This window comes from Leifsonia aquatica (assembly GCF_014190775.1).
GTDB lineage: Bacteria > Actinomycetota > Actinomycetes > Actinomycetales > Microbacteriaceae > Leifsonia > Leifsonia aquatica.
Genome location: NZ_JACHVP010000001.1, coordinates 739,078 through 755,347, shown reverse-complemented (window position 1 = coordinate 755,347; position 16,270 = coordinate 739,078). Strand labels below are relative to the sequence as shown.

General features: G+C 71.9%; 13 protein-coding genes and 1 tRNA gene. 5 read left to right on the top strand and 9 right to left on the bottom strand.

Annotated features, from left to right (window positions below):
• Nucleotides 1–2: 2 nt before the first annotated feature.
• Together FHX33_RS03550 and FHX33_RS03545 are read right to left on the bottom strand one after the other, a co-directional pair.
• Nucleotides 3–1,046: a glycosyltransferase family 2 protein gene (locus FHX33_RS03550; RefSeq protein ID WP_039922364.1), complete on the bottom strand. Its 1,044-nt coding sequence runs from the start codon at nucleotides 1,044–1,046 to the stop codon at nucleotides 3–5.
• Between the two features lie 119 nt (nucleotides 1,047–1,165).
• A complete protein-coding gene (locus FHX33_RS03545) occupies nucleotides 1,166–2,950 on the bottom strand; it encodes a S1C family serine protease (RefSeq protein WP_183428173.1) in 1,785 nt (594 codons plus the stop codon).
• A 166-nt stretch (nucleotides 2,951–3,116) separates the two neighbouring features.
• Here FHX33_RS03545 and FHX33_RS03540 point away from each other — a divergent pair, with 166 nt between their 5' ends.
• Nucleotides 3,117–4,313: a pyridoxal phosphate-dependent aminotransferase gene (locus FHX33_RS03540; protein WP_021762685.1), complete on the top strand. Its 1,197-nt coding sequence runs from the start codon at nucleotides 3,117–3,119 to the stop codon at nucleotides 4,311–4,313.
• A 9-nt stretch (nucleotides 4,314–4,322) separates the two neighbouring features.
• Here FHX33_RS03540 and FHX33_RS03535 read toward each other — a convergent pair whose 3' ends face one another.
• The 7 genes from FHX33_RS03535 to FHX33_RS03505 are packed head-to-tail and all read right to left on the bottom strand — an operon-like array spanning nucleotide 4,323 to nucleotide 10,298.
• Nucleotides 4,323–5,129 (bottom strand): carbon-nitrogen hydrolase family protein, encoded by an 807-nt coding sequence (locus tag FHX33_RS03535; protein ID WP_021762686.1) that lies wholly within the window; start codon nucleotides 5,127–5,129, stop codon nucleotides 4,323–4,325.
• Nucleotides 5,126–6,934, bottom strand: a complete 1,809-nt coding sequence (locus FHX33_RS03530; protein WP_021762687.1) for a sensor histidine kinase — start codon at nucleotides 6,932–6,934, stop codon at nucleotides 5,126–5,128. The genes FHX33_RS03535 and FHX33_RS03530 overlap by 4 nt, the downstream gene beginning before the upstream one ends.
• The gene (locus FHX33_RS03525) at nucleotides 6,931–7,317 is read right to left on the bottom strand and encodes a response regulator transcription factor (RefSeq protein WP_021762688.1); all 387 of its coding nucleotides are present in this window, start codon (nucleotides 7,315–7,317) and stop codon (nucleotides 6,931–6,933) included. Before FHX33_RS03525 ends, FHX33_RS03530 begins: the two co-directional genes overlap by 4 nt.
• Nucleotides 7,314–7,469: a hypothetical protein gene (locus FHX33_RS03520; protein WP_021762689.1), complete on the bottom strand. Its 156-nt coding sequence runs from the start codon at nucleotides 7,467–7,469 to the stop codon at nucleotides 7,314–7,316. Before FHX33_RS03520 ends, FHX33_RS03525 begins: the two co-directional genes overlap by 4 nt.
• Nucleotides 7,466–8,242, bottom strand: a complete 777-nt coding sequence (locus tag FHX33_RS03515) for a PHP domain-containing protein (RefSeq protein ID WP_248616250.1) — start codon at nucleotides 8,240–8,242, stop codon at nucleotides 7,466–7,468. Before FHX33_RS03515 ends, FHX33_RS03520 begins: the two co-directional genes overlap by 4 nt.
• Nucleotides 8,239–9,237, bottom strand: a complete 999-nt coding sequence (locus tag FHX33_RS03510) for an ATP-grasp domain-containing protein (RefSeq protein ID WP_021762691.1) — start codon at nucleotides 9,235–9,237, stop codon at nucleotides 8,239–8,241. The genes FHX33_RS03515 and FHX33_RS03510 overlap by 4 nt, the downstream gene beginning before the upstream one ends.
• Entirely contained in the window at nucleotides 9,234–10,298 is a 1,065-nt protein-coding gene (locus FHX33_RS03505; protein WP_021762692.1) for a response regulator, read from the bottom strand. The genes FHX33_RS03510 and FHX33_RS03505 overlap by 4 nt, the downstream gene beginning before the upstream one ends.
• A gap of 135 nt (nucleotides 10,299–10,433) precedes the next feature.
• Here FHX33_RS03505 and FHX33_RS03500 point away from each other — a divergent pair.
• The 4 genes from FHX33_RS03500 (at nucleotide 10,434) to FHX33_RS03485 (ending at nucleotide 16,256) form a co-directional block, all read left to right on the top strand.
• Nucleotides 10,434–10,507: transfer RNA gene (locus tag FHX33_RS03500), tRNA-Met, on the top strand.
• Nucleotides 10,508–10,582: 75 nt separating this feature from the next.
• Nucleotides 10,583–12,130: a DUF3375 family protein gene (locus FHX33_RS03495; RefSeq protein WP_183428172.1), complete on the top strand. Its 1,548-nt coding sequence runs from the start codon at nucleotides 10,583–10,585 to the stop codon at nucleotides 12,128–12,130.
• On the top strand, nucleotides 12,127–12,831 hold the full coding sequence (locus FHX33_RS03490; RefSeq protein ID WP_021758167.1) for a DUF4194 domain-containing protein: 705 nt from the start codon (nucleotides 12,127–12,129) through the stop codon (nucleotides 12,829–12,831). The genes FHX33_RS03495 and FHX33_RS03490 overlap by 4 nt, the downstream gene beginning before the upstream one ends.
• On the top strand, nucleotides 12,828–16,256 hold the full coding sequence (locus tag FHX33_RS03485; RefSeq protein ID WP_183428171.1) for an SbcC/MukB-like Walker B domain-containing protein: 3,429 nt from the start codon (nucleotides 12,828–12,830) through the stop codon (nucleotides 16,254–16,256). Before FHX33_RS03490 ends, FHX33_RS03485 begins: the two co-directional genes overlap by 4 nt.
• The last annotated feature ends 14 nt before the right edge of the window (nucleotides 16,257–16,270 follow it).

The following is a 16,270-nucleotide window of genomic DNA, read 5'->3' as shown; positions in this document are numbered from 1 at the left end:
GCCTACCTTCCCGTGTGGGCCGTGATGTTGCGCGTGAGGGAGAGGTATCCGAGGACGAACCCGATCCCCCAGCAGAAATGGATGCACGGCAAGACTACGAGAAACCAGAGGAACGGGCGAAAACCGTCCCGTCTCCCCCAGAGCAGCGCCGACACGACGTCGATCAGCACGTAGAACGCCGGTGCGGCGAATCCCCAGAGCAGCCACGGTGCCGCCCCCAGCACGGCCTGGACGATTCCGGCGATGCCGAGGAGGGTTCCGAGCGCGACGCCGAGCACCATGACCGGGGGCGCGAAGTAGCGCAGACCGTTCGAGGCCGGGTAGCGACGCGCCAGCTCGCCGCGCCAGATCCCGGTCGAGAAGAACTGGCGACCGAGGCGGTACAGGTTGGGGCGCGGACGGTAGGTGACCGTGAGCCGCGGCGTGAACCAGACGGTGCCTCCGGCGGCGCGGATGCGGCGGTTGAGCTCCCAGTCCTGGCCGCGCTTGATCTCCTCGTCGAACAGACCGACCTCCAGGAGGCGGTCGCGGCGGAACACGCCGAGGTAGACGGTCTCGGCCGGGCCGGCGTCCCCGCCCACGTGGAGCTTGGTGCCGCCGAGGCCGACCCTGCTTCCGTAGGCGCGGGCGACCGCGCGCTCGAAGTCGGTGGTGCCCTGGGCGTCCATGAGGCCGCCGACGTTGTCCGCTCCGGTCTCGAGGATCGTCTCGACCGCGATGCGGGTGTAGTCCGCCGGCAGCACGCTGTGGGCGTCGACCCGCACGACGATCGGGTAGCGGGACTCACGGATGGCGAGGTTCAGCCCGGCGGGCGTCGACCCCACGACGTTGTCGACGATCCGGATGCGCCCGTCGACGGCGGCCAGCTCGGCGACGAGCTCCGTCGTGCCGTCGATACTCGGGCCGAGGGCGACGGTGACCTCGATCGGGCCGGCGTAGTCCTGGTCGAGCAGGCTGTCGACCGCCGCGCGGACGTGCGTCGCCTCGTTCAGCACGGGCATCACATACGAGACACCGGGAAGGGTGTTCGGGGTGTCGTCCGGCATGTGTTCCATTCGTGTTTCGGGTCCGCACGAGCCTACCAGCCGCTTGCTGGGCGCCCCCGGCACGCGACGGAAGGCCGCCTCGTGCCGAGCACGGGACGGCCTTCCGGTCGCGGGGCGGATCAGTCGGTCGCGAGCGAGCCGAGCGTGACCGTGGCGGTCTTGGTCTGACCGTCGCGGGTGTAGGTGACCTCGGCGGACGCGCCGGCCGCGAGGGCCCGCACCTGAGCAGTGAGGTCGGTCGCGTCGGTGATCGGCACGCCGTTGAAGTTCACGACCACGTCGCCGGCCTTGAGGCCCGCGTTGGCGGCCGCGCCGCCCGAGGTCACGTCCTTGATCAGGGCGCCGACCGTGGTCGCCTTGGTGTCCGAGCTGGCATCGGCGACGGAGGCGCCGAGCAGACCGTGCGTGGCGGAGCCGTTCTTGATGAGCTCGTCCGAGACGCGCTTGGCCAGGTTGGCCGGGATGGCGAAGCCGACGCCGATGCTGCCGGACTGGCCGCTCGAGTCGCTGCTGCTGCCGCTGGCACTGGCGATCGCGACGTTGACGCCGATCAGCTCGCCCTTGCTGTTCAGCAGCGCACCACCGGAGTTGCCGGGGTTGATCGACGCGTCGGTCTGGATGACCGGCAGCGAGATCGTGCCCTGCGTGGTGGTCTGCTGCTGCGAGCCGCTGCTGCCGCCCTGGCCGGGGAAGTCGAAGTTGAACGGGTTCTGCGAGCTGCCGTCGCCCTCGGAGGATCCGTCGCTCGACTTCGGCGCCGCCGAGGAGGCGATGCTGATGCTGCGGTTGAGGGCGCTGACGATGCCGTCGGTGACGGTGCCCGAGAGTCCGAGCGGGGCGCCGATCGCAACGGCGGTGTCACCGACGTTGAGCTTGCTGGAGTCTGCGAACGTCATCGGCGTCATGCCGGACGCTCCGTCGAGCTTGATCACCGCGAGGTCGGTCGTCGGGTCGGTGCCCACGATCTTCGCCGAGTAGATCTTGCCGTCGTTGTCCGTGACGCTGATGGAGACGTCGGACGACGCCCCGTCCAGCGTGACCACGTGGGTGTTCGTCAGGATGTAGCCGTCCGAGGTGAGGACGATGCCCGAGCCCGTGCCGCCCTCGCTGGAGGCGGTGACCGAGATCGTGACGACGCTCGGGGAGGCCTTGGCGGCGACCGCGGTGACCGTGGTCGCGTTGTTGGCGTCGTTCACCGTGATGTTCTGCGGGCCGGAGACCGTCTTGATCGTCGCGTTGTTGGACGTGGTGGCCGAGTAGATGCCCACGCCGGCACCGGCGCCGGCGAGACCGCCCACGAGGGCGCCGATCGCGAGCGTGGCGATGATCAGTCCGGTGTTGCGCTTCTTGGCCGGACGGTCGGCGGTCGCGGCGCCCGGGGCACCGGGAGCCGGGGGCACCGGGGTGCCGGGAGCGGCAGCGTAGGCGTGCTGGTGGGGGTGCGGCGCGTACGGGCCGGCCGGTGCGGCGCCGGCGTAGGCCGGCTGGCCGAACGAGCCGTTGCCGTAGTCGGGCTGCTGCGCGGTCGGCTGCTGCGCGGTCGGCTGCTGCGCGCCGTAGGGCTGCTGCGGGGCGAGCGGCTGGGTGGGCTGGGTGTGCTGCGCTGCCGGAGTGTTCTGCTCGGCGGCGGGTGCGGTCCATCCGGTGGGCGCAGCGGGTGCTGCGGCGGCCGGAGCGGCCGGCTGCTCGACGACGAGCGGCGCCGGGGTCTCGACCACAGGGGCGGCCGGAGCGGCCGGGGTCTCGGCGGCGGGCGGGGTCGGGGCGGTGGTCGCGGCCTCGGTCGAGGCGGTGTTCGCGGTCGCGGCGTCGGTGGAGGCGGTGCTGCCAGCATCCACGACCGCGTCGGTGTCGGCGTCGTGCTGGGCCTTCGCGGGCTCCGGGGTGATCGGGGTGTCGGTCATGGTGTTGCTCCTTCCAAGCAGGAACAGCTTGGGACGCGAACCTGGGTGTTCTATTTGCGCCCCCTGTGGGCTGCCTTCCGCCTGTCGATGACTCTCCTTAACGTAGTCGACGGCTCCGACGTGGCCGAGGCCGTAGGTTGGAGGCGCACACGAGGAAGAGGTGGACATGACGGTCTCGGGAGCATGGCGGCGGGCGGCGGGCGGAGCCGGACTCCTCGGCGCGGACGGGTCGGTCCGCCCGACGATCTTCGCCGAGATGAGCGCCCTCGCCGCGCGCACCGGCGCGATCAACCTCGGTCAGGGCTTCCCCGACGAGGACGGTCCCGCTGCGGTGCTCGACGCCGCGGTCGACGCGATCAGGAGCGGGGCGAACCAGTATCCGCCCGGGCCGGGCACGCCGGTGCTGCGTCACGCCGTCGCGGAGCACCAACGGCGCTTCTACGGGATCGAGCTCGACCCCGATCGCGAGGTGCTCGTCACGGCGGGTGCCACGGAGGCGATCGCGGCGACCTTGCTCGCCCTGCTGGAGCCGGGCGACGAGGTCGTGACCTTCGAGCCCTTCTACGACGAGTACGGCGCGGTGATCGCTCTGGCCGGCGGTCGCCACGTGACGGTCCCCTTGGAGCCGCCCGCGTTCCTCCCCGACCCCGACCGGCTGCGCGCGGCCGTGACGGACCGCACCCGCGTGATCCTCGTGAACACGCCGCACAACCCCACCGGCACCGTGTTCGACCGAGAGCTGCTGCAGACGATCGTCGAGCTCGCCGAGCGGCACGACGCGATCATCGTCACCGACGAGGTCTACGAGCACCTCACGTTCGGTCCCGAGCACATCCCCGTCTCCACGCTTCCCGGGGCGCGGGAGCGCACCGTCAGCATCTCCTCCGGAGGCAAGACCTTCAACACGACCGGCTGGAAGGTGGGCTGGCTCACCGCGCCGCCCGAGCTCGTGACGGCCGTCCTCGCCGTGAAGCAGTTCCTGACGTACGTGAACGCGGCGCCGTTCCAGCCCGCCATCGCGGCCGGCCTCGCGCTGCCCGACGCGTACTTCACGGGCATCGCCGCCGACCTCGCGCACAAGCGGGACATCCTGTCCGCCGGTCTGCGCGCGGCGGGCTTCGGTGTGCTCCCCACCGACGGCACGTACTTCGTCGTCGCGGACGCGGCCCCTCTCGGCCATCCGGATGCGGTCGAGTTCTGCCGCGCGCTCCCCGACCTCGCCGGCGTCGTCGCGGTGCCGCTGGCCGCGTTCTGCCGCGACGAGTACGCGGATCGCACCGCGTCGCTGGTGCGCTTCGCCTTCTGCAAGCGCGTCGGCGTGCTGGAGGAGGCGGCCGGACGGCTCGCCGCCCTCCGCACCTGATCCGCGGGCTCAGTCGCGGGGAACAACCCGGTATCGCCGCAGCGCCAGGGCCGGGTTGACCTCCCTGACCCGCTCGATCCGCTCCTGCGAGACCTCGGCGACCGCGATCCCCGTGGTCTCGGCGAGGCCGGCGATGGTGACGCCCATCGGGTCGATGATCGCACTCGCCCCGACGCCGATGGGCGGGGTGTGGTCGGCCGCGGCGACGTAGAGGGTGTTCTCGATCGCGCGCGCCTGCAGGAGCGTCGACCAGTGGTGCTCCTTGAGCGGCCCGCGCACCCACTCGGCCGGGATGGCGACGAGATCGGCTCCCGCGTCGGCGAGCAGCCGGGTGACTTCGGGGAAGCGCAGGTCGTAGCACGTCTGCAGGCCGACCCTCAGCCCATCGACCTCGAACAGCTGGGGCTCGACCATCTCACCGGGCACCACCCAGTCGGACTCGCGCGAGCCGAAGGCGTCGTAGAGGTGCTGCTTGCGGTAGACCGCGACCAGGTCCCCGCTCGGCGCCACGGCGACGAGGGTGTTGGCGAAGCGGTGCCGCTCGTCGGTTCGCTCGACCAGCCCGGCGACCACGTGGACGCCGTGATCGCGTGCCGCTCCCGCGAGGGCGTCCACGAACTCGCCGTCCAGCGTCTCCGCGTTGTGCGCGAACGAGGGACCCAGCGGGTCCGTGAAATAGGACGAGTACTCGGGGAACACGATCAGCCGGGCACCGCGCTCGGCGGCGACAGCGACCAGCCCGGCGACGACCTCCCGGTTGTGCGCCTTGTCGTCCCGCGGCGTGAACTGCGCGACGCCGACGGTGACCGCCGTCACGACGCCGCCCCGCGCAGAGAGCCGGCGGACGGGAGGGAGTCGGCTCCGGGAAGGGCGTCCACCACGGGCTGCGGCGTCTCCACCGGGAGCACGATGCTGATGGAGGTGCCGACGCCTTCCTCGCTCGCGATGTCGAGCCGCCCGCCGTGGGCCGTCACGATCGCCTTGGTGATCGTGAGTCCGAGGCCGACACCGGGGACGGCGTTGCGCGTGGCGGTGGAGGCGCGGAAGAAGCGCTGGGAGAGCTGGCTGAGCTCGACGGCCGGGATCCCGATCCCGGTATCGGTCACGGCGATCACGTCCTCCGCGGCGCCCGGCTGCAGCGCGACCGTGACCGTTCCGCCCGAGGGGGTGAACTTGACCGCGTTCGAGATGAGGTTGTCGACGGCCTGGCCGAGGCGGACGGCGTCGCCACGGACCTCGGCCCGCTCCTCCGGCACCTCGCTGACGAGCGTGACTCCGGCGGCGGATGCGATCGGGCGCGCGGTCTCGACCGACGCGGCGACCACGGAGCCGAGTTCGACGTCCTTGATGTCGAGCGGGAACCGGCCGGATTCGACCTGCGCCGTGAAGAGCAGGTCGCCGACCAGCCGCAGCAGCCGGTGCGCGTTGCGCTCGGCGACGGCCAGGTACTGCAACTGCTCCTCGGAGAGCGGCGACTCGTCGTCGTCCCGCATGAGCTCCAAGTAGCCCAGGATGGAGCTGAGGGGCGTGCGCAGTTCGTGCGAGATCAGGCCGACGAACTCGTCCTTGAGGCGAGCGAACTCGCGGGCCTGGGTCATGTCGGTGGCCACGAAGATGAAACCGACGCGGTGGCCGTTCTCGTCGATGCGGGGCGTCGCCGCCACCTGGACGGGGACGCGCTTGCCGTCGGGGCGCACGTACGTCCAATCGCGCACGTCGGCGTAGCCGGCCCGCACGGTGTCGACGAGCGCGGAGAAGTCGTCCGCACTGGCGACCGTCGTGAACCGGGCGTCCATGTCGCGGAGCCGCTCCTCCAGCTCGGACGCCAGGTGGAACTCGACGACGTGGCGCTCACCGTCCACGACCTGCTTCTCGGTGAGACCGAACATCTTCTCGGCGCCGGGGTTCCACACGTCGATGAGACCGTCGAGGTCGGTGCCGATCACGGACTGCTCGGTCACCGCGTTCCAGATGCTCTGGATCAGCCGGTTCGCGGTCTTCAGGCGGGCCTCGTTGAGCACCAGCTCGTCCTGGGCGGTGACCGCGTCGGCGAGGAGCTCCGCGCGCTGCTCCGCCGCGGCCTTCGTGACGGCCAGCTGCGCTCGCAGCCGGTGCGCGATCTCGTTGATGACGGTCGCGACGATGAAGTAGATGACGGGCGAGAACAGCGCGCGCACCAGGTCGACCGCGGTGCCGGGCACGCCGGTCACGTAGAGGGGTGCGAGGAGCACGACGAACATCCCGGCCGTGGCGATGAGGATGTTGCGGCGCCCCTCCTCTGTCGCGATCCAGATGAACGGGAGGAGCAGGACGACCGCGATCGGCGAGGTCGAGCCACCGGTGCCGAGACGGAGGAGGCCGATCGCCAGCATCGACAGCACCGGCACGACGGTGATCCAGCCGGCGTTGATCCGGTGCCACGGGAGCACCCCCGCCAGGATCGTCGCGACGGCGATGACGGCGATGGAGGCCCACACGTAGTCGGGATGCTCCACCGGCACGAAGTCCGGGATGAGCACCACGGCGACCGCGAGCAGGAAGCCGACCAGGGTCGGCAGCTGCTTCATGAACACCGACGGCGAGTCGATGGGGAGGCGGCTCAGCAACCGGTCGATCGTCACGCGCTCACCTCGATGCCCAGCATCGCGCGGATGCGTTCGGTCAGCACGCGGGGGCTGAACGGCTTGATGATGAAGCTGTCGGAACGCTCGGCGACCACGCCGTGGTCGGTGAGCAGCTGGACGGAGGCGGAGACCATCAGGATCAGGGTGTCCGGCCGCTGCGCGCGGACGGCTTCGGCGACCTCCACCCCGTTGAGTCCGGGCATCGAGATGTCGAGCACGGCGAGGTCGACGTCCTCGGAAAGGAGCGTGTCGAGGGCGGAGCGGCCGTTGTCGACGGCGGCCACGACCTCCACGCCTGCGCGCTTGGCGGCGATGATCATGAGGCCGCGGATGTCGTCGTCGTCGTCGGCGATGACGACGCGCGGGACGCGCCCGGTCACGAGAAGAACACCACCCGCACCACGACGATCGCGGCGAGCACGAGCAGAGCGATCCCGGCGTACACCGGCAGCCGACGTTCCCAGCGTCGGTTCTGGTCGATCTCGCGCTGCATCTCGGCGCGCTGCGCGCGGTTCAGCTCGATGGGGCTCATCGGTCGTCCTCACCTTCGGGCGCGAGACGGCGGGCCGCTTCCGTGAGGAGGGCGGTCACCCGGTCGTACCGGCCGACGTCGGTCGCGATGTGACTGTCGGTGGAAGCAACGATACGCGCTCCGGCCCGCTGGAGGGCGACGATCGCCTCCACGCCGGGGCACGCCCACTTCTCGTTCACCTCGACGATGGTTCCGGTGGCGGCCGCGGCCTGCGCCCAGGCCGCGAGCCGGTCGGCGCCGAGCTGCGCCTCGTCGAGCCCGACCTTGGGCAGGATCGAGAACCAGTGCGCGAGCTGCGCCTGCGGGGTGCGCTCCATCGCCCGGATGCTGGCCGTGACGAGCAGGTCGAGCGCGTCGTCCGCGGAGAGACCCGCGTCGAGCCGGTCGCGGGTGGCCTGCGGCGACCACGGGCCGTCCGTGCCGGGGAACTGGTGGTCGCCGATGACGATCGTGTCGACACCGCCCGCTCCGACGACGAGGTCGGCGGGGATGTCGACGGCGCCCGTCGCGTCCAGCAGCTTGGTCTCGACGCCCGTGACCACCGTGAGGCCCGAGGGGATGCGCTCGGCCGCGACGGCGGCGACGAACTCCGGCACCCAGGTCGTGGACGCGCGCACGTGATCGTTCAGCCGCAGATGCTCCAGACCCGCCGCCTCCGCGGCCGCGATGTTCTGCGCCAGCGTGCTGACCGCGTCGTCGGAGAACGTGGAGTGCACGTGGAAGTCGCCGCGGAGCAGCTGGGAGACGTCGATCACGGGAGGTGCGGCTGTCACTCGTCGAGCTCGTCGGCGTGCGCCGCGTTCTCCGAGACCAGCACATCGGCCGGATCGAGGAAGACGTCCTCGAGGAAGCGCACGTTGGCGAGCTCGCGGAAGTCGACCGTCGCGGGCACAGGGCGGCCCAGCACGAGGTCCAGCAGGAGCGACGGCATGTCGACGCCGGCCGCGATGGTGAGGGGCATCGCTCCCGGGAAGCGCGGGTTCACCTCGAGCAGGGCGGGGACGCCCTCCACGCTGTAACGCAGCTGCACGTTCGCGACACCGGTGAGACCGATGGACCGCGCGACCGCGGCGGCCGTCTCGGAGAGCTCGGCCCGCTTGACGGTGCGACCGGCGATCGAGACGCCGGAGTCGACGCGCTCGCGGGAGCGCGGGACGGCGGCGATGACGGAGCCGTCCAGGCCGGCGAGCACGTCGACGGAGAACTCTTCGCCCGGCAGGTTCTCCTGGATCAGGATGCTGTCGTCCAACGGCACGGACTCGAGCGCGGCGCGGTCCGGGATGAGCCGGACGCCGCGCGAGCCCGCACCGCTGCGGGGCTTGATGATGACAGGGAAGTCCCAGTCCTCCGCCACACCGTCGGCGGTCAGCAGCCGGGTGCGCGGGATGCGGGCCGAGCCCTCCACCCGCTCCGCGAGCCGGTACTTGTCGAGGCAGGTGACGAGGGTCTCGTGGCTCGGCGCGGCCAGCGCGGTGCCGACCGCCTGCAGCTCGTCGCGACGCGCGGCCAGCCCCGGGAGTTCGACGTCGACGGTCGAGAACAGCACGTCGACGTCATCGGCGTCGCACATCGCGATCAGCTCATCGACGAACGTCTCCGACCGGCCGGCGGGCACGATCCGGCGATTCGCAGCGGGCACGAGGTAGAGGCCGCTCGCCCAGCCGTCCATGTCGGCGGCGAGCACGTCGACGTCGTCCCTCGCGAGCAGCGAGCGGATCACGGCGACGCCCGCGGGGCCGCCCGCGCCTGTCACGAGAACTCTGGTCATTCGGCGGTCCTTCGGAGTCGGGCCTCGGTCGAGATCGTCGAGGCGGGGATGGAGATGTCGGCGGTGTCCCGCATGACTTCGAGCGGCTCGCACATCGTGCCGCCGCCGAACCGCGACCAGTAGCGCGCGGTCGCGAGCACGAAGTCGTGCTCGAGGTAGGCGCGCAGGTCCTGCGAGCGGAAGCAGTCGATCAGGGCGAGCTTGGCGTCCGTGAAGCCGTCGATCGGGACGAAGCGCGTGGGACGGAAGTCGATGGTGGCGCTCGGGCTCTGGAAGCAGCAGACCGTCCGCACGTTGCGGGTCGCCACGCTGACCGCGGCGTTCACCGCCCGGTGGTCCTGGTGCCGGTCGTGTGCGGAGTGCGTGTAGACGATGTCGGGCTCGACCTCCCGCACCACCCGCTCGATGATCGACACCGTCGGGTCGGCCGCCGAGATGTGCGTGTCCTCGAGGTCTTCCAGGAACAGCCGGGCGCCGAGCAGCTCCGCCGCGGCGAGCGACTCGTGCTGGCGGTCGTCCGCATCGCCGCCGCGCGCACCGCGCGACAGGGTCAGGATGACGACCTGGTTGCCGGCGTCGCGGTGCGCGGCGAGGATGCCGCCGACACCGATCTCGACGTCGTCCGGGTGCGCGCCGATGGCGAGCACGACCTGCTGCCGCGAGGCGGACCGCTTGGTCCGCCCCTCCTCCGCCAGACGCGTCACGATCGACACGAGGTCGGCGGACGCCACCGGCTTCGTCAGGAACTCGTCCGCCTGGCTGCGCAGGGCGGCGACGGCGTAGTCCACCGACACGTGGGCCGTCATCACCACCACCGGCATCCCCGGATACTGCGAGCGCAGCTCCTTGAGCAGATCGAGGCCCGAGATGCCCGGCATCTCGATGTCGGTCAGGACGAGATCGGGCTCGAAGTCCGCGATGGCGGCGAGTGCCCGGGAGGGATCGGTGATCGCCGTCACCACGGCGTCCGCCCGCTTCTCGAGCACGGTCTTCATGAAGAAGGCCACATCCGGGTCGTCCTCGATCACGACCACCCGGTACTTCTGAGTGCTACTCGCCATGCCCTGTCCCCTACGTCTTGAACCCGACTTTAGTGGGACGGGCGGTCTACCACCGGGAGGAGCGCGCCGGACGCGCCCGGGATACGGGTTCGATTTCCCACCCCCTCAGAGCCGTGCTAGAGTCATTTCTTGTGCCGCGGGGTGGAGCAGCTCGGTAGCTCGCTGGGCTCATAACCCAGAGGTCGTAGGTTCAAATCCTGCCCCCGCAACCGGACAGGCCCGGACTCGAGGAGAAATCCCCGGTCCGGGCCTTTTTTTGATCCCGAACCCCAGCGCGGAGGAATATGGACGAGGCCCTCGCCGCCGACGCGGTCGCGGACGCCTGGGAGGAACATCCCACGTGGGCGCTGCTGCGCAGCCACAACGGGCGGTGGATCCTCCCCTTGTTCTCGCGGCACCTCGAGTTCGCCGACGGCCCCGTCTCCGCCGACTGGTTCCACCAGAAGGTGGCGGAGGCGCTCGGCGCCGTCTCCGAGGGCGAAGCCGCCCCGGCCTCCGCCGACGTCGCCGACGCCTCCGCCGAGGATCCCGCGCTCCCCCGCCGCTCGGCGCCCGCCGACTACTGCCGGGGATGGGTGGACAACCGCTGGCTCGTCCGCTCCCGCCCCCATGACCGCGAAGGCCGGGCCGAGTACCGGCTGTCGCAGTACTCGCTCCAGGCGCTCCGCATCGTGCGCGAGCTCGTGGACGCCGACTCCGTGGTGTCGGAGGCCCGGTTCGGCAGCATCGCCCACGCCGTCCACCAGCTGGCCGACATGACCGACCCCGATCCCGACGCGCAGCTCGCGCGCATCGACGACCAGATCGCCCAGCTGCAGGCGCGCCGCGCGCGCATCGCGGCGGGCGGCGTGGAGCCGGCCCCCGGCGAGGCGGTGCGCCGCCAGCTCCGCGAAGTGCTCCGGCTCACCGCGTCGCTCCCGGAGGACTTCCGCCGGCTCAGTGCGATGGTCGAGCAGCGGCACCGTGAGGTCGCCCGACGCGCGACCGAGGACCAGGTGGGCAAGGGAGCGCTGGTGGAGCAGTACCTGCGCGACAACGACCTCCTCGAGCAGACGCCGGAGGGGCGCGCGTACCGCGGTTTCGCGTCCATGCTCTCCTCCCACGGTCTCGACGGGATGCGTGCCGACCTGGAGCGCGTGCTGGCGCAGCCGCTCGCGATCGCCGAGATGACCGAGCGTCAGCGTCTGCAACTGGAGACCCTGATCGGCTCGCTCCTCGCCGAGGAGCAGACCGTGCAGGAGACGTACGTGCGCTGGATGTCGTCGCTGCGCCGGTTCCTCAGCCGGTCGGGCGCCGAGAAGCACCAGCGCCTCCTGTCCCTGGCCGACCAGGCCCTCGCGGCCGGCGCCCACTGGGCCCAGGTGCGCCCCGGGCCCGTCTCGGTGCCCGAGGACGTGCTGAGACTCGGCCCGTGGGCGCTCACCGACGTCACCCAGACGCAGGTCTGGCGCGGCGGCGAGCGGCCCGACATCGCGGTGGCCGTCACCGAGAGCCGGGACGCGCTGCCGGCATCGGAGCGCGCCGCCCTGCGTCTCGCGGTCGGCACCAGTCCGGACGCGGTGCAGGAGACCATCGAGCGCCTCCTCGCCGAACGCGCGCAGGTCTCCGGCGCGGAGGTCTACGCCGCGACCCCTCCGGAGTTCCGGCGACTGGGCCTCCTGGTGAGCCTGCTCGACGCCGCTGCCGAACGGGACTCGGTGCTCGACGGCGTCGACACCGTGCGCATCGCGGTGGAGGGCGAGACCGAGCGCGAAGTGACCTTCCCGCGCACCCGCTTCGGCGGCGCGGACGATGAGACGGCCGCGACACGCGGCGGGAGGACGGAGCGATGACCGACACGATCGCCGACGACACGGATCTCGACGACCGGGCGGAGGCCGTGACGGCCGACGCGTTCGGCGACGCCGCCGACGAGCGGCTCCCCCTGCCCGCCCGCCGTGCTCTCGTCACCCTCCTGACCAGCCGGTTCATCACGCGGGCCACCCATCCCGAAGCATGGAGCGGGCTCGTCGACTACGAGGAGGACGTGCGCGGCCGGCTGGAGGAGCTCTTCCTCACCCTGACGATCGATCGCGACCACGAGGTCGCCTTCAAGCGGCAGAGCGCCGAGGACGGCGCCCCCGTGCTCCTCCGCCGCGAGAAGCCGCTCTCCCGTGACGCTTCCCTGCTGCTCATCCTGCTGCGCCAGGAGCACGCGTACACGGACGCAGCCGACGATGCCGTCACCGTCAGCCGCGACCACATCGCCGAGTTCCTCGGGCGCTTCCAGACGGACGCGTCGAACGACGAAGTGCGCGTCGACCGCCGCATCCGCGCCGCGATCGCCGCCATGGAGCGCCTCGGGCTGCTGGTGCCCGAGTCCGACGACCCCGACCTCTACGTGGTCTCGCCGGCCGTCGTGCCGCTGGTCACCACGACCGAGCTGGCCCACCTGACGCGACTGTTCCAGGAGGCGAGCGGAGCGGAGCTGCGCGAGGACGCCGCCCCGGAGCCCGCCCACGCCCACGTCGACGCCCCGGAGGTGGACGAGTGACCGACCTGATGACCGCCGAGCACGACGAGCTGGAGGAAGACCTCCCCCTCGCCGACGGCCTGATCCACAGCGGCCAGTTCCGCATCGAACAGGTGCAGCTGCTGAACTGGGGCAGCTACGACGACCTCCACACCATGCCGGTCGGGCGCGGCGGCCTCGCCATCCTCGGCCCGACGGGCCGCGGCAAGTCGACCGTGCTCGATGCGATGGCCGCGGTCATCATGCCCAACCCCCAGGAGTTCAACCGCGCCGCGCGCGACGACACCCGTCAGCGCTCCGAGCGCACGGTGTACAGCTACGCCCGCGGCAAGACCGACGAGGTGCGCGAGGCGGGCTCCGACGTCACGACCACGCACTTCCTCCGCCCCCTCGGTACCGCGTTCGCGTCGGGCGCCGCGATCACCTGGCGCACCGAACTCGGTGAGACCATCACCGCTGCCCGGCTCGCGTGGCTCGGCCGCGACACCGCCACGCAGGACGAGGTGACCTCCTCGACCGTCTACGTGTTCGTGCACGGGGAGTTCCCGCTCACCCGGCTGGCGGAGCTGCGGCCCGAGCCCGGCAGCTCGTCGCCGCTGACGCGGGGATCGCTCGGCCGGCTCGTGGACCCGGTGCGCGACCTCGTCACCGGATCGCAGCCCGAGTTCCGCGTGCGCCTGTGCGAGGAGCTCGGCATCGGCGGCAGCGACGAATCCCAGCTGAAGGCGCTCACCCTGCTGCGCCGCGCTCAGGCGTCCAAGGGCGTCTTCTCGATCGACGAGCTGTTCAAGCAGTTCGTGCTCACGGAACCCCGCGCCCTCTCCCGCTGGGAGACGACGCTGAGCAGCTACCGCGAGGCGTCCGCCCTGTACGACGTCTTCGAGACCACGCGGCGCAAGCTCGACGTGCTCTCCGACGTACCGGTGCGCGCCGAGCAGTACCGCGCTGCGCTGGAGGACGCGACCGGCAAGCGCCGGCTGCTCGCGCCGCTGGACGGAGAGGAGAGCAGCCGGCTCTGGGTCTGGCTGTCGGCGAGGGTCGCGGACTGGGTCCGCGGCGAGGTCGACCGCGTGCGCGACGCCAAGCGCGAGCAGGAGGCCCTCCGCCGCGCCGCCGCGGACGAGGAGACCGCCGCCCATCGCGCCCACAAGGACGCGCTCGACCAGCTGGCCGCCGTCGGCGGCGACCCGTCCGAGGCGATCCGGCGCGAGCAGGAGGTGGCGGGCATGATGCTCGCCCAGCTGGAGCGCGAGCGCGACCGCGCGGCACGCATCCTGACCAGTGCCGGGCTCGAGCTTCCGCTCACGGCGGACGAGCTCGCCGCATCGCAGGAGCGCGCTGTCGCCCTGCTGAGCGCGTCCACCGAGGCCGCCGACGACCGGTCCGAGCGCTGGGAGCTGGCCGCACGGGTGGAGACGGTCAAGCGCACCCTGGCCGAGAAGACCGCGCAGAAGACGTCGTACGAACGCCGCCGCAGCAATGTGCCGCCCGAGGCCGACGCGCGACGGCGCCGGATCGCCGAGGGCATCGGCGTCGCGCCCGAGGCGCTGCCCTACGCCGGAGAGCTGTTCGAGGTCGCTCCCAGACGACGCGACTGGTCGCGGGCCGTCGAGCGCGTGCTCGGCGACCTCGCGACGAACCTCGTGGTGGACGAGCGCCGCTTCGCCGACGCGCGCCGCTTCGTGAACGACAACGACATGCGCGGTCGTGTCGTGCTGGTGCCCGCCGAGGTCGGTGCGCCGGCCGAGCGCTCCGCGATCGACGGCACGGTGCCGGCGATGCTGACCTTCGACGAGCAGAGCCCGTTCCACGGCTGGCTGCACGACGAGATCGTCGCCGACCGCAGCATCCTGTGCGTCGAATCGGCGGACGAGTTGGATGCGACCCTCCCGATCGGCGTCAAGGGCGCCGTGACCCGCGCCGGCCTCCGCACCGGCTCCCGCGACCGTGTCATCAAGGACGACCGTGCCGTCGACTCCTGGATCGGCCTCGACAACGCGCCTCGCGTCGTCGAGCTGGCCGACGAGATCGAGCGGCTCGGGACCGAGCTCGACGAGGCCCGCGCCGCCTCCGACGCGGCCGAGGCACGATCCGCCGGCGAGCGGCACCGACGGGAGGCCCTCGCCGCGGTCGCCGACCTCGACTGGGCGTCGATCGATGTCGCACCGGCGGCCGACCGGGTCGCCGAGCTCGCCGCCCGGCTGGAGCGGGTCGCCGTGGAGCGGCCCGAGGTCGCCGAGCTGACGGCGACGGCCGACCGCGAGGACGAGGCACGGCTCGCCGCAGCGCGCCGCGGAGCCGGGATCCAGCGCGTGATCGACCAGCTCGACGCCGAGCACGCCGCCCTCGCCGACATCGAGGACGAAGTCTCCGACCACCTCGACGCGACGGCGCTCGACGACGCCGAGCGCGCCCTCCTCGGGTCGCTGCCCTTCGCTGCTCCGCGAGAGGCGGCCGACGTGCGCCGCCGCTACACCGACGCGGAACGGCTCGTCCGCGACCAGATCGATGTGCACGACCGCACCGTCGAGCAGTCGGAGTCCCTGCTCCTCAGCGCTTTCGAGCGCTACCGGGAGCTGGACCCGTCCGCCGAGCTCGACGCGTCGATCGACAGCCTCCCCGCCGCCCTCGCCATTCAGCGCTCCCTCGTCGAGGACGACCTCCCGCGCGCCAAGTCCGACTGGCTCGCCAAGGCCGGCGCCAGCATGGGCGACAGCCTGCGTGCGCTGCTGACGCAGATCGAGGAGGACGGCCGCGCCATCCGCCGCGGTGTCCGGCCCATCTCGGCCGCGCTGCACGGCATCGAGTTCCGCGAGGGCTCCACCCTCGACATCGACCCGCGCCCCACCACCAACAGCGATCTGGCCGAGTTCAAGCGCACGCTCCGCAAGCACACCGCCGGTGAGCCGGGCGAGAACCGCGACCCCGCCCGCGTGGAGCGCGACTTCCTCTCCCTGCGCGCCGATCTCGGCCGGCTCGAGGAGCGCTCGCGCATCGGCGAGGCGTGGCGCCGCCGCGTGCTCGACGCGCGTGAGCACTTCCAGTTCCGTGCGATCGAGACCCGCCGCGACGGCGCGCAGATCGTGCACGAGGGGGTGGCGGGCAAGTCCGGCGGCGAGGGCCAGGAACTCATCGCGTTCGTCCTGGGCGCCGCGCTGCGTTACCGGCTCGGCGACGGCACCGACCGGGTGCCCGTCTACGCGCCCATCGTGCTCGACGAGGGCTTCGTCAAGGCGGACAACGAGTACACCGGCCGGGCGCTGTCCGCCCTGCGCGGGCTCGGCTTCCAGCTGATCGTCGGCGCCCCGCGCGACAAGGTGAACGCGTTCGAGCAGCACGTGGAGAGCGTCGCGTACGTCACCGGCGACCCGGCGCGGCCCGGCCGATCGCGGATCTACGCCCTCAGCATCCGGGAGGCGGTGGAGCTGGAGCGCGACGCCGGCTGAACCGGGCGGTCCGG

What these genes read in the sequence shown, in the direction of transcription:
- FHX33_RS03550 (WP_039922364.1), bottom strand. Translation starts at nt 1,046, where the DNA reads ATGCCGGACGACACCCCGAACACCCTTCCCGGTGTCTCGTATGTGATG.
- FHX33_RS03545 (WP_183428173.1), bottom strand. Translation starts at nt 2,950, where the DNA reads ATGACCGACACCCCGATCACCCCGGAGCCCGCGAAGGCCCAGCACGAC.
- FHX33_RS03540 (WP_021762685.1), top strand. Translation starts at nt 3,117, where the DNA reads ATGACGGTCTCGGGAGCATGGCGGCGGGCGGCGGGCGGAGCCGGACTC.
- FHX33_RS03520 (WP_021762689.1), bottom strand. Translation starts at nt 7,469, where the DNA reads ATGAGCCCCATCGAGCTGAACCGCGCGCAGCGCGCCGAGATGCAGCGC.
- FHX33_RS03510 (WP_021762691.1), bottom strand. Translation starts at nt 9,237, where the DNA reads ATGACCAGAGTTCTCGTGACAGGCGCGGGCGGCCCCGCGGGCGTCGCC.
- FHX33_RS03505 (WP_021762692.1), bottom strand. Translation starts at nt 10,298, where the DNA reads ATGGCGAGTAGCACTCAGAAGTACCGGGTGGTCGTGATCGAGGACGAC.
- FHX33_RS03495 (WP_183428172.1), top strand. Translation starts at nt 10,583, where the DNA reads ATGGACGAGGCCCTCGCCGCCGACGCGGTCGCGGACGCCTGGGAGGAA.
- FHX33_RS03490 (WP_021758167.1), top strand. Translation starts at nt 12,127, where the DNA reads ATGACCGACACGATCGCCGACGACACGGATCTCGACGACCGGGCGGAG.